The organism is Gloeomargarita sp. SKYB120, assembly GCA_025062155.1.
In the GTDB taxonomy this organism is placed as follows: Bacteria; Cyanobacteriota; Cyanobacteriia; order Gloeomargaritales; family Gloeomargaritaceae; genus Gloeomargarita.
Map to the genome: position 1 here is coordinate 14,765 of JANXAM010000018.1, position 13,191 is coordinate 27,955.

7 protein-coding genes and 1 pseudogene are annotated in these 13,191 nt (G+C 55.8%); 2 read left to right on the plus strand and 6 right to left on the minus strand.

The features are described 5' to 3' along the window. Positions 1 to 23 precede the first annotated feature (23 nt). Positions 24 to 266, minus strand: coding sequence for a ferredoxin-thioredoxin reductase variable chain (locus NZ705_07780; protein ID MCS7292855.1), 243 nt, complete (start codon positions 264 to 266; stop codon positions 24 to 26). A gap of 48 nt (positions 267 to 314) precedes the next feature. Continuing rightward, positions 315 to 1,802, minus strand: a complete 1,488-nt coding sequence (locus NZ705_07785) for a serine/threonine protein kinase (GenBank protein MCS7292856.1) — start codon at positions 1,800 to 1,802, stop codon at positions 315 to 317. Between the two features lie 59 nt (positions 1,803 to 1,861). Between NZ705_07785 and NZ705_07790 the strand changes: the two genes are divergently transcribed. After that, positions 1,862 to 2,722, plus strand: coding sequence for a shikimate dehydrogenase (locus NZ705_07790; protein ID MCS7292857.1), 861 nt, complete (start codon positions 1,862 to 1,864; stop codon positions 2,720 to 2,722). On the opposite strand, the gene NZ705_07795 is transcribed toward NZ705_07790, so the two are convergent. Next, positions 2,668 to 3,951, minus strand: a complete 1,284-nt coding sequence (locus NZ705_07795; GenBank protein MCS7292858.1) for an insulinase family protein — start codon at positions 3,949 to 3,951, stop codon at positions 2,668 to 2,670. The two genes, NZ705_07790 and NZ705_07795, sit on opposite strands and share 55 nt — an antisense overlap. Continuing rightward, entirely contained in the window at positions 3,948 to 5,213 is a 1,266-nt protein-coding gene (locus NZ705_07800; GenBank protein MCS7292859.1) for an insulinase family protein, read from the minus strand. The genes NZ705_07795 and NZ705_07800 overlap by 4 nt, the downstream gene beginning before the upstream one ends. 154 nt (positions 5,214 to 5,367) lie before the next feature. On the opposite strand from NZ705_07800, the gene serA reads away from it, so the two are divergent. Further along, positions 5,368 to 6,948 carry a phosphoglycerate dehydrogenase gene (serA, locus tag NZ705_07805; protein ID MCS7292860.1) on the plus strand — a complete coding sequence of 527 codons (1,581 nt, stop codon included), beginning with the start codon at positions 5,368 to 5,370 and terminating at the stop codon, positions 6,946 to 6,948. 10 nt (positions 6,949 to 6,958) lie between these two features. Here serA and NZ705_07810 read toward each other — a convergent pair. Both NZ705_07810 and NZ705_07815 read right to left on the minus strand, forming a co-directional pair. Continuing rightward, positions 6,959 to 7,582, minus strand: a pseudogene (locus NZ705_07810) (TylF/MycF family methyltransferase). A 1,637-nt stretch (positions 7,583 to 9,219) separates the two neighbouring features. Beyond that, on the minus strand, positions 9,220 to 12,825 hold the full coding sequence (locus tag NZ705_07815) for a CHAT domain-containing protein (GenBank protein MCS7292861.1): 3,606 nt from the start codon (positions 12,823 to 12,825) through the stop codon (positions 9,220 to 9,222). Positions 12,826 to 13,191 lie beyond the last annotated feature (366 nt).

Sequence of the window (13,191 nt, forward strand, 5' to 3'; positions counted from 1 at the left end):
TGTCCAGGCCAGCGTTGCCTAGCCTAATCCACTGGTTCGAGTTCCCCCGGCTGGAAATGGGCTTTGAATTTGGGGTCAAACTGTACGACGATGGGCAAGTTGGCGGTGAGCGGACGGCCCTGCCAGGTTTCGATGACCTCCACGACCTGGCCCACTTGTCCCTGCAGGTCGTAGGGTTTGCCTTTGTGCTGGGGATGGTGGTACACCACCACGCGGGTTTTGACCCGTACCCTTTGACCGACACGAAACGGAATTGCCTGACTCATGATGGTTAGTTGGGGTTGCTGTGTTGATCCTGACACGAAATGACCCCGTTAGCGTCCCGGTAACACGGGCTGGAGCGGTTCCTCCTCCGTTTCCGGCGAAGGGCTGGGTTCAGGTGTTGGTGCGAGCAACCGCAACTGCAAGCGGTAGGTGCCCTTCCCACCGCTAATGCGGATGCTGTACTGCCCCGCCTGGGTCAGGGGGTACTGGCCGTTAGTCAGCCTCTCACGCACCTGGCGGTCGGGGCCAATCAGCGCAGCGGTCACTGCGGCATCGCTAGCCGTCAGGGCAATCGCCAGTTCCAGCGGAGCCGCACCAGGGTTCGCCGTAAAGGTGTACAGATGGGTCTCGGCTGGCTGCAACACCCGTTCGGTCGCAAACGTGCTGTTGGGCAACAACTCAATCCCGATGGTCTGGGTCGTTGGTTGAGGTGCAGGTGACGGCGAGGCGACGGGCGAAGGGGAAGGGGAGGCTGGTGGCTCCGGTTCAACGCGGCGCGCCCGCTGGCTGACCAGGGTCTGAAAGGGAATCGTGAGAAGGCCGATTACCACCAGCATGACTGCGGTAATCGCGCCGTATTTCAAAACAACGCTGTTGAACAGGGGTGGCGCTGCGATGCGGGTCGGCGGCGGCGACCGACGGATACCTGTAGCTGCTGGAGCTGCGGTGGTCACGGCGGTAGCCCTGGTCGGTTGGGGCGTCGGCATGTCCAGCAGATGAAAACTGCGCAGGGCGCTTAGCACTTCACCGGCGTTGGCGTAGCGTTTGCTGTAGTGGTAGCGCACCATGCGGTCCAGCACCGTCGCCAGGGCATGGCTCACTTGCACCCCCGTTCGCCAGAGCAGTTCACCCGTCTGGGGGTCGCTCTCCAGTTGGCTCGGTTCTTTCCCCGTCAGGGCGCAAATCGCCACAATCCCCAGGCTGTAGATGTCGCTCGCGAATTGGGGTTTGCCCTGGGCCTGTTCCGCCGGTGCGTAACCAAGGGTGCCAATCGCCACGGTGGCCCCGGTGCGCTGCTGGGCGGCCGCTTGGGGGTCGCGAATCTCCTTGACGGCTCCAAAATCAATCAACACCAGCTTGCCATCGGATTTGCGGCGGATCAGGTTGTCGGGTTTGATGTCCCGGTGGATCACGCCGTTGCGGTGGACAAAATCCAGGGTGGTCAGCACATCGGCCAGCATTTGCACCACCTTTTCCTGGGGCCAGGGTACCCCCCGCTGCAGTTCCTGGCTCAGGGGATGACCCTCAATAAACTCCTGCACCAGGTAAAACTCGCCGTTTTCCTCGAAGTAGGCCAGCAGGGAGGGGATTTGGTCGTGCTTGCCCAATTTCTCCAAAATTTCAGCTTCGCTGTTGAACAGGCGGCGGGCGGTAGCAACCACAAATGGATCGCTGCTGTCGGGTTTGAGGTGCTTGACCACGCAGGCGGGTTGGCCTGGTCGCTGGGTATCGCGCGCCAAGTAGGTTGTACCAAATCCACCCGACCCCAGGACTTTCACCACCTGGTAACGCCCCGCCAACATGTCGCCTGGCCGCATGATGTCTCCCCCAGCCTTAATCGCTATTATGACCGATAGTTCCCCCGTTGTCGGCGGCAATGATCACCAGTCGCACCCGTTTGCTGGCAGTTGTGGGTGACCCGGTTCATCACTCCCTTTCGCCTTTGATGCACAATGCTGCTTTGGCCCAGGCCCAGATTGACGCCTGCTACGTTGCCTTGCCCGTGGCGGCGGACCAGTTGGGGAACGTGCTGGCCGCCTTATGGCACACCCAATGGCTGGGTCTCAGCGTCACCCTGCCCCACAAACAGCGGGTGATGGCCTACCTGACCGAGGTCACGCCGGTGGCGCAGGCCATTGGAGCGGTGAATACGCTGTACCGCGGAGCGTCCGGTTGGTGCGGCGCCAATACGGACGGGGTGGGCTTTGTGCAGCCCCTGGCGGACTGGTCTGGCGAAACGGCTGTCGTGCTGGGCTACGGCGGTGCTGCGCGGGCGGTGGTTTGGGGATTGCAACAGCGGGGTTGCACGGCCATTCACATCTTCAGTCGCCGGCCTGACCAAGCTGTTGCGCCGCCTGCGCGTCTCCATCCCTGGTCGGACCTGGACACCTATCTCCCTCAGGCCGATTTGGTGGTGAATACCACGCCCCTGGGGATGGCGCCGGAGGTGACCCGCAGTCCCCTGACGCCGGAGCAATTGCAACAGCTCCCCCGCGGCGCTTGGGTATACGACCTGATTTACACCCCCCGCCCGACCCAACTGTTGCGTTGGGCTGCTGCTCTCGGATATCGCACCCAGGACGGCCTGGCCATGCTGGTGGGGCAAGGGGCCGCCGCTTGGAAATACTGGTTTCAGCAAGAAGCGCCCCTAGCGGTGATGACCCAGACCCTGGAGCAGTACCTTCAACAGATGTCCGCCAGTGCTGCTGCTGGCCCCACCAGGGACACCCAGGGGTGACGCAGGTAGCGTTGGGCGGCCCGCCAGAGCTGCTCTGGAGTGACCTGGCGGATCAATTGGGGAAACATCCAGTCGTAATCAGCACCCAGCCCCAGCACCTCGTACCAGCCCAGCAGTTGTGCAATCTGGGCGTTGGTCTGCTTGCCCAGGGCGTATTGCCCCAGCAACTTGCTGCGCGCTGTTAACAGCTCCGCCTCCGGCAACGGCTCGGCCAGCAACCGCTGCATCTCGGCGGCCAACTTCACCAGCGCTAGACTCGTATTGGCCGCCGCCGTTCCCAAATACACCCCAAAAGGGGCCGGTTGCCAGCGGGTGGGATAAAACGCCGACACATCGTAGGCCAGCCCCTGCTTTTCCCGCAGTTCCATAAACAGCCGGCTGGACAGCCCGTTGCCCAGATAGGTGCTCAGCAATTTCATGGCCGGATAATCGGCGGCATGCACCGACGGCCCTGGATACCCCAGCATCACCAAACTCTGCTGCAGCGGACGCACGGTGCGCAACGGCGCCGTGGGTTGTTCCGGTGTCGGCACTGCTGGCGGTTGCCAATCCACCGCCGGCACGGACCAATCCCCAAAACACCGTTCCACCCAGGCCCGTACCCGCTCCGGTTCCACCCGCCCGCAGATGCTCACCACCGTGTGGGCTGGACAAAAGTACCGCTGGTGATAGGCCCGCAAATCAGCGGCGGTGAGTCGTTGCACCGTCTCCGGCGTGCCTAGGGTGCTCACGCTGTAGGGATGGTTGGGGTAAAGCGCTCGGCGCAACTGGTCGTAGGCCAAACTAAAGGGCTGTTCCTGCTGCAACCGCAGCCCCTGCAACGTCAGTTCCTGCTCCAGCGCCACCTCGGCGTCGGGGAAAGTGGGAATGCGCCACAGTTCCGCTGCCAGGGCAAACAGCTCGGCGAAATCACTGGTCACCGCCTTCAACCCCAGCATAAAGTAGTCTGGGGCCGCCTCTGTTCCTAAACTCGCCCCTAGGGATTCCACCGCCAGGGCAATGTCCTGGGCTGAACGGCGCTCGGTGCCCTTGGTCAAGGTGGCCGCTAGCAGGTGATTCAGTCCCCACTGGTGGGGGGGTTCGGCTAACATCCCCGGGCGCAAAAACAAGCGCGCCGCCACAATATCCGCCGCCGGATTGTCCACCACCAACAGCGTCAAACCGTTATCCAAGCGCCAGCGGTACCAACGTCCCTGGAGCAAACCAGGCGTCTGGACATCCATGCTCATGCCGTTTCCCCTGGCTGCAACCACAACCGCACCGCCTGCTCCGGGTGAAGATAGCGGCACGCCAACTGTTGCAGGTCCTCCGGTCCGAATTGATGCAACCGCTCGGGGTAGTGCATCCCCTGCTCTAACCAGCCAACGTAGTGATAATAGCCATACAATTGCGCCATTTGCTGGGGCGTCTCCATGGCGAAGGTATACGCGTGGAGCAACTGTCGTTTGGCTCGCCGCAGTTCGTCCGGGGAGACAGGCTGGGTCTGGAGCGCCCAGATTTCCTCAGCAATCACCGCCTGTACCTGTTCCGGGCACACCCCGTTGTTGAGCCAAGCCGTCAATTGCCAATGTCCTCCCGCCAGTTGGTGATGGTAACCTGCATCAATGTCCTGCACCCAGCCCCACGCCTCCCGCAGGCGGCGCGTCAAGCGAGCCATGCGTCCACCCGTCAAAATCGCCGCTAGCAGGTCTAGTCCCCAACCCGTCGTTGCCTCCTGGGTCTCCGGCACCGGCCAGACCCACCACAGACGTCCCTGTTCCGCCTGGGGACAGGAGAGCCGGTGATAGCTCGGCTGCATCACTGGTAACGCGGCGAGACTACTGGTCGCAGGTGGCGCTGACCAAGGTACGGTGCAGGTCTCCTCCAAGACGGCCACCAGGGCTTCCCAGGGGACAGCGCCTACCACCACCACGACCATGTTGGCCGGGTGATAGTGTTGCCGGTGGAACTGCTGTAACACTGCTGGCGTAATCCGCGCCAGGCTAGCCTCCGTGCCCAGGATGGGTCGTCCATAGGGATGGTCCGAGTAACAACGTTGCCAGAGCATCTGCTGGCCCACCCAATCGGGCTGGTCCTGGGCCTGGCGCAACTCCTCAGCAATCACCGCCTGTTCCTGCTGCCAGGCCTCTGCTGCCAGCGTCGGTCGCAACAGAATGTCGGCCAGGGCCGTTAAACTTTCTTGCCAGTGGTCCAGGGGGGTCAGGACATGGTAGTAGGCGTAATCCTGGCTAGTGGCGGCGTTGGTCAGACCTCCATGTTGTTCAATCAGGCGGTCGAAGGCCCCCGCTGGAAATCGCTCGCTTCCCCGAAACACCATGTGCTCAAGGGCATGGGCCACGCCGTTATAAAGGACCGGCTCAGCGGCAGACCCAGCCCGCACCCAAAACCCAATCGCCACCGCCGCCGTTGGTTGGTACTGATAGACTACCTGCAAACCATTGGCCAGTGTCACCGTATGCACCGGCGCGGTCGGGTACACCAATTCAGACAACGACACCTCTCCCTTCCTGCTAGGGTTGCAGTCACGATGTCGCTATTCCCAAACCCCACCGGCTGACGATTGGTTTTCTATTCTAGCGCGAATTCCCTTGTTGGAGATACCGCCCAAACGGGGTACATTAGATGTAAGGTCCTGTTGCGCGCCTATGCCCCGCGTTCTGGTAACCGAACCCATTGACCCGGCTGGGATCGAGATACTGGCCCAGGTCGCCCAGGTGGACCAGCGCTACAACCTGACGCCGGCGGAGCTACAGGCCTGCATTGGAGAGTACGACGCGCTGATGGTGCGGTCGGCCACCAAGGTCACGGCGGAGGTCATCAAAGCGGGACGCAACCTGAAAATCATTGGCCGCGCCGGCGTGGGGGTGGACAACATTGACGTGGCGGCGGCGACCCGCCAGGGGATTGTGGTGGTCAATTCCCCGGAGGGCAACACCATTGCGGCGGCGGAGCACACGATTGCCCTGATGTTGGCTTTGTCCCGCTATATTCCCCAGGCGGACCAAACCGTCAAAAGTGGCGGCTGGAACCGCAGTGAGTTTGTGGGGGTTGAAGTTTACAAGAAAACCCTGGGGATTATTGGGCTGGGCAAGATCGGGTCCCATGTGGCCACGATTGCGCGGGCGATGGGGATGCGCCTGCTGGCCTACGACCCCTACATCGCCAAGGAACGGGCGGAACAGTTGGGCTGCACCCTCGTGGAGCTGGACATTCTGCTGCGGGAGGCCGATTACATCACCTTGCATATTCCCAAGACCCCCGACACCACTCATCTCATCAACCGGGAGAGTTTCAAAAAAATGAAGCCCACGACGCGGATCATCAACTGTGCGCGGGGCGGGTTGATTGACGAGGTAGCGCTGGTAGATGCCCTGCGGGAGGGTCGGATTGCCGGTGCGGCGCTGGACGTGTACGAGCAGGAACCCCCGGTGAACAGTCCGCTGCTGCTGCTGGGGAAAGAAGTGGTGCTCACCCCCCACTTGGGCGCCTCTACTATTGAAGCCCAGAGCAACGTCGCCACCGATGTCGCCGAGCAGATTCGGGACGTGTTGCTGGGGTTGCCGGCTCGGTCGGCGGTGAATATCCCCGGTCTGAGCGCCGACGTATTGACGCGCCTGAAGCCCTACCTGGAGCTGGCCGAAATCCTGGGCAACCTAGCGGGGCAATTGGCGGGGGGGCGCGTGGAGACGCTAGAGGTACGTCTGCAGGGGGAACTAGCGACCCAAGCCAGCCAGCCGGTGGTGATCGCCGCCATCAAAGGGTTGCTAGGCCCGGCTCTGCAGGAGCGGGTGAATTACGTCAACGCCGCCATCGAGGCCAAAGAGCGGGGCATCCGAGTTGTGGAAACGCGGGACGAATCGGTGCGGGATTACAGCGGGTCGTTGGTGGTCACCGCCCAGGGCAGTCAAGGGGGCCACAGCGTTGCCGGTGCGTTGCTGGGTACGGGGGAATTGCGCATCACCAGCATTGACGGGTTCCCCATCAGTGTCGCGCCCACACGGTATATGCTGATCACCCTGCACCAGGACATGCCCGGCATCATCGGCAAAATCGGGTCCCTGCTGGGCAATTTGAACGTAAACATTGCCAGCATGCAGGTGGGCCGCAAACTCGTGCGGGGGGATGCGGTGATGGTTCTCAGCGTGGACGACCCCTTGCCCGACGGTGTAGTGGAGAAAGTACTGCAAGTGCAGGGGATTCAGGATGCGTATGTGGTCAATTTGTAATAGATGCTTGTCAATCACACTTAACAGCAATGCGGCCGGTGTCATCAATTCGGTTCAGCAAGAGACACAATTTGTTCTCTTGGATAAACTCATCTACTGCCTGCTTTGCTCCCTGCCAGTAGCCGTAGTCATCGATAATCAAAACGCCTTTGGGTTGCAAACGAGGGAACAGGTGGATTAATTCGTGCTTTGTGGACCTGTACCAATCGGTATCCAGTCGTAGCAAGGCAATTTGTTCCGGTGCGTATTGGGGTATGGTTTCCTCAACTTTCCCCTGAATAAAGTGAATTCTATCGGATGGGTAGCCAGTGCTTAAAACATTCTGTTGAACCTCCTCCAGAGGGCAAAAGCACCAATTTGAAGCATCTTCTGATATTTAGCTAGACAAAAACTGCTCTAGGGCCATCTCACCCGAATGAGACTTATCCATCTCATCTGGTTTTGGCATACCCGAAAATGTGTCATATAAAAACAAGTCCCTATCTTGCACACCCATTTTCTGTAAGGTCAAAGCAGCAGCCATCATCGACCCTCCCCGCCAGACACCACATTCAACGATGGCACCGGGAATATTATTTTTAACTACATACTGAACTGCCTCAACCAAAGCATTTACTCTCTCCAGACTGGTCATTGTATAGAGGTCAACAATCTCCCACAGCTCAATACTTAACTCAGTCAAATTGGGTGGATATTTACTAGTTCTCTGCTCAATTCTTGACTTAGTCAAATCAGGTGAATGTTTACTGGTTCTCTTCTGGTAAGGGACAACATCATATCCCATTTGCCGAAGAATACTTTTGGCAAAGCGCTTAAAAAATAGTATGGGTGATAAATGCATACAACGACTATTCCAATTTTTAGCCGAGATCATACAATACATACTGCACGGCTGTCAATCTAAATCCTGACCCCGCTCCAATCACCACAAAATACTGCCGGTGTAAACGCTGGTAAAGCTGGCTTTCAAACCGCAGTCAGTTATAGTCAAGTAGTCAATTGTTTAAGTAAGTTTGTCGTATAAGAAACGTGTTGCTGTGGAGTGAGAAAATGTTCAGACCATATAACTATGATTTGCGCAAGAAGGCGGTAGAAGCCATCATGGAAGTCAGTTCCTAAACGTCAGCTATCGAACGGTACAACGCTGGCTCAGACAATGGTCAGAAATGGGAGATGTCCACCCCAAGGAAGGCTATCAAAAAGGCTATCCTCATAAGCATTTCAGCGGTTTGTGGATTAACGGGAGATGACTGCTCGCTTCGGTGTGAGTTAAGGCCCTGCGAAAGATAGGCTACACCCGCAAGAGCGACAGGCTTATGGTGAATACCACCAGAGCATCCGGCGTAGATGGCCGGGATATTGAGCACCCAAGGGAGAGAGAGTCTATGGGGAAAAACCATCGTGGGGAACGGTTTATCAATCAGGGTGTGTGATGGAACCATTTACTACTTGGATAGGCCACTACCCGATGGTTAAGTGAGAGACTTTTACCAGCGATAGATCCCGGGAAAGCCATGCAGCAGTGAGACAGATCGTGGAAGCAGCTAGGTGTCGCTTGGTTTAGTTACCAAGATATTCACCTGATTTGAATCCGATTGATAAAACGGTGGGTCAATCATGCGTGGAGTTTAACCAAGCGAAACCTACGTTCTCTCGTGGATGAAGCTATCTGTCTTCTATGTCAACCTTTGTCAGCTTAGCCATACCCCAAATTCTTTCGCTCTCTCTTGAGGTCTTATCGGGATGCTGTTCCACATCTTGATTCAGTTGAGCAATATCTATTTTTCGTTTCCTGCGTTCGACCCGAACACTTGCTAGATTCGGTCTTGCTAGCCAGCGGTAAATCGTTGTCTGCCGATATTAAACACTTTGGCTGCTTGGGTGATATAGCTAAGCTGCTTTAGTTTGTCAGGGACAAGGGAGAAAACCCAAAGGCGGGGCCGTGCTCTGGGACTCAAGGGCTGACAACCATAGATGGCTTGGCTATACTATGCCCATTCTCAACAAAAGCCATGACTTTTTCCCGTAGTCCAGGCCGTAGCACATCTTCAATCTTCTCCACTATTGCCACTCGACCTCTGTCTTATACTCTCCCTTGGTGTATTGTCTCATTTTTGTCTAAGATAACTATATCTGACAGAAGCTGGGTTTAGCAGTTATGAGCAAGTCAGTGAGTTTCACTTGTTTCCTGATTGCAGCTCCATGCGTATTTTGGATACGTTGATCAGGTTTGAATGTGATTGCAACTCGTTGATGACTGGAATCAAATCTCTACCAGGGGCTACCGACAAGGGTAAATCCCGCCCAGTAGTAGGGATGAGTGAGTGTCTGGTCTCCCCGTTGCGCGATAGCTGGTGGCACTGGTACAGCCCCACGGGTACTCCGCAACTCACCCCCCTGGATGGTCACCTGTCCTCGCAATAGGGCAACTTGAGCCCGCCGCAACGCCTCAGCTTTGATAGGAACTTCCTTCAGGTAACGATAGAACTCGTTCATCAACGCCAGTGTCCCTTCATCTGACACGTACCACAGGGAGGCCAGGGCGCTTTTGGCACCAGCTTTCACAGCCAGCCCAGCGAAACCCAGCTCTGAGCTAAGGTCTCCTACCGAAGTTCGGCAAGCGCTGAGGGTAAGCAGCTCAACGGTATTAGGTTTCTGCAAGGGCAGTTGACGCAGTTGCGGTAGAGACAAGCGCTGGTTATTCCCGAATTCGATGTAGGAATTTTCGGGTCGTCCTGGGGCAAAATCTGCGTGGGTCGCTAAATGAACAATTGGGTAGCCCCCCTGGAGTCGTTCCTGGGTTAGACGTTGCACCGTGAATTCCTGATTCAAAAAGCTGCGCCCTGGCCACATTTGGGTGATCAGCTTTAACTCTAGAGGTACGGCGGGCAGGGGAACTTGATTCACAAATGTATCTGCGCCCATAGCCAGCACTTGTCCATCGCGGAGATTGCGGTAGCGCATATCAACGAGATTTATGCTGGGAATAAGGGTCATGCTGTACTTTTCCACTAAAAATTGTTTGCCATCGTGCAGAGCTGCCATCGGCAATAAGCGCAAGCCACTATCTAGGGCTAGCAGGAATGTTTCAATGCCTTGGGCTTGCAACTCTTGCTCAATCGGCGCAATCAACCAGCGGTACAGTTGCTGAGCATCTTTAAGGTAAGTGTCGCTCCCGCGTTGGCGAGGGTCCGTGATCGTTCGAACAAATCGTTCGACCAGGGGAATGAGTCGAGAACGACGCGCCTCAGGGACACTACGAACAATTGGCTGAGTGCTTTTTGCCACCCCTATCCCAAGATTAGCTGAGGCAAGTACTCTAGCCGACAAGCCAATTGCGGTCCGTGGCTGGTTGCCTGGTGTTACCGCTGCAATCGTGAGTTGTTGTTCATCCACCATGAAGTAGATGACAGCTGGTTTTTTGCCTGTTTCTCTCGCCAAACGACCAAGGGTATCTGCAATGGCCTCCACAGACTTCAAGTTATTCAACAGTGGCACATTCAAAAAGCGCCTAAATTCATCGGCAAAGAGAGAATCTAAATTCAAAATTGCTGTAAAGTCACCTGTATTCAGGGCCGCAGCAATACGCACGCGACTAAAGTCGGCTGTATCAAAACCAACCTCCGGCAGGGCTTGGACCCCTGCAGGCAGCACTGCAGGGCCAGTAGCCACCAACTGGGTATTCAGATCACCGTAAAAAGACAACGGCAAGAGAACCAAGCTGCCCGATTCAGGCCGAGCTGAGTTGATTGAGAGTTCTGCTGCAGAAAGACTTTGAGGGGGGGTGAGAGTGAATAAACCAGTTGTGATTGGTCCAGCACTGCCATTTACAGTCGCATTGCCAACATTAAACGGATTGCGACCGCTGTAGATTAGACCAATTACTCCGTTGTCCGTTACCCCCTTGGTACTGATACTAAAGCCGTTGCTCCCGACGCCAACGATGCGCACGTTATCCTGTAAGCTACGCAGCCCAATGCTGCCCCCTTTAGCGACACTTGACTCCGCTCGCGCAGAACCAATCGTCACTGTGCCCGTCGCATCAACGCCAATATTGCCAGCATTACCCACTTCGCTGGAGGCGTCTAAATTCCCTGCTTCAATCCGGCCATTCGCAGTGGCAATACTGATACTCCCACCGGAAGTAATCACATCGCCGACCCGTATGTCTCCGCCCCCTGTTGTTAAAAAGGGGACCCTAGCTAGGGAAATGTCTGACCTTTCCACATCTAGTGCTCCCCTTTGACCACTGGAGATATTGACACTTCTGCCCCTAGTTGTGAGGTTACCAGCTTGAATGCCGCGGTTTGCATCTAGTTTAATACCACGGCTAGCGAAAATATCCCTTGCATTAATACGACCGCCGGCAACGAGTTCTAATCCAATCCCTTCTAACGATAGAGAGCCGTTGATGTCAATATTGTTACCAGCTTGAGCAAATAGACGGGTGATAGGACCGCTAGCAGAAAAACTGGTGGTGAAAACAATATTATTAGATGCCTGAAGGATGACGTTGTTGCGAGTCAATTGGGATGCGAGTAGATTTGTCCCAATCGTAAAAGTTATATCCGGCGCATCACTGAATAAAATTTGCCCGTCCGCTAGTTCTGGATCATTAACTCCATTACCAGGGACAATCACAATATCTCTGGGGTCAAGCAATAGAGTTCCTGGCCGGCCCTGGGGAGCAGATGTATCCACTTGGCCCTGGAAGATGAACCGTTCTCGCCCAGACACTTCGACAAGTCCGCCGTTACCTCCAGCAGCACCCCCTCTAGCGCTAATGCTGCCGTAAAAGCGCGTAACGCCGTCTGACCAAACAATCGCTTCACCTCCAGGACCCGTTTCCCAGGCATCCACCCTAATCACACTGTTTTGATTGACCAGAGTTTGTCTTGCCCTTGGTAAGGAACCTTGACCTTGATAATTGCCTCCTATTAGGACGCGACCACCACCTTTTCGACCAGAAGCGTCAATCACCCCGTCCAAGACGGCAACTTGATTCCCTGTGATGTGAACTGCGCCACCCGTGCTATCTGGCGAGGCAACATTGACTTTACCTGTAACAATCGTTGTGCCCGCCTGGTCAGGAACAACCAACTGATGGAGTCGAACCGTGTCATTCTGAACTGTCAAAGAAGTACTTACCTGTGGTCCTCGAGCCGCAATCAACTCTGGTAGGCGAGTAACCGGAATGGTGTTATCCACCATGACATTGATAGCTTCTAATCGGTCAAACTCAAAACTCAATAGGTGACCTGGTTGAGACAAGCGCATCCATCGCTCTCCGGGCACTGAGGTTACCACAACAGACCCACCTGGCGCAGTCAGCGTACCCCCACTGATAACTTGACCAGCCACCAAATTTAGACTCTGCCCTGGCTTCACCTGCAGGTTTCCTTCATTGACAAGAATCCCTGGTTTGGAGCTACTGAAAACAAAGCCAATAGGCTCACCCACCAACTGCTGATAGTGGTTTTCTCCGTAGGCACTAAACGCTCCTCTTGGAAACAGGATCTTATCTGCAGTCGTCGCCGTAAACGCAGCCGGCACATTCAGGCTGGCATGCGGGCCAAAAACAATGCCTGCTGGATTCATTAGATATAAATTGCTTGGACCACCTAGCACTTGAATCAAACCGTTGATGTAGGATACGGAGCCGCCAGTAACTCGAGCAAGTATATTGCTGATGGTAGGGTTGCTAAAAAAATTAGCTGTTTGACCCTGATGTAAACCAAATTGGTAAAACGTGTGAAATAAATTACGCCCTGCTTGGGTGCCACCAGTGATATTAAACTCGTTGCCTGACTGATAAACAGAAGTTCCACTGCCAGCGGGAGTCACCTGCGCCAAAACGGGTAGGGTCAACACCATCATCCCTGAGACAATCACACCCACAACTGGATACTGCATATCCCGCTTTCTCTGCCTACCTTGACCACCTACAATGGGAGCTTTAACCCTGCTCCAATTTTAACCTAATCTACCGATGGATACACGTGGCCCTAAATTCCAACTCCAAAATCGCTGTAGGCAAAGCTCTGTCGGTTGACAGGACAAGCAATCGGTCCTTTAATAGAGTTAGTTCAAGAGAGATCTAGCGCTTTATGTTCCGACAAGGCTGGTGGTGTGGTCCTTGTCTGGGATTGGTTGCAGTCGTTACGATAGGTGGACCGGCTCATGGCTCAACGGATGCGGCCTCACATACCAAGAACGGTTCTGTATCGGAACGATGGCTTAGGC

Coding starts and splice junctions, on each gene's coding strand:
- NZ705_07780 (MCS7292855.1), bottom strand. CDS start 266: ATGAGTCAGGCAATTCCGTTTCGTGTCGGTCAAAGGGTACGGGTCAAA.
- NZ705_07815 (MCS7292861.1), bottom strand. CDS start 12,825: ATGATGGTGTTGACCCTACCCGTTTTGGCGCAGGTGACTCCCGCTGGC.
- NZ705_07785 (MCS7292856.1), bottom strand. CDS start 1,802: ATGCGGCCAGGCGACATGTTGGCGGGGCGTTACCAGGTGGTGAAAGTC.
- serA (MCS7292860.1), top strand. CDS start 5,368: ATGCCCCGCGTTCTGGTAACCGAACCCATTGACCCGGCTGGGATCGAG.
- NZ705_07790 (MCS7292857.1), top strand. CDS start 1,862: ATGATCACCAGTCGCACCCGTTTGCTGGCAGTTGTGGGTGACCCGGTT.
- NZ705_07795 (MCS7292858.1), bottom strand. CDS start 3,951: ATGAGCATGGATGTCCAGACGCCTGGTTTGCTCCAGGGACGTTGGTAC.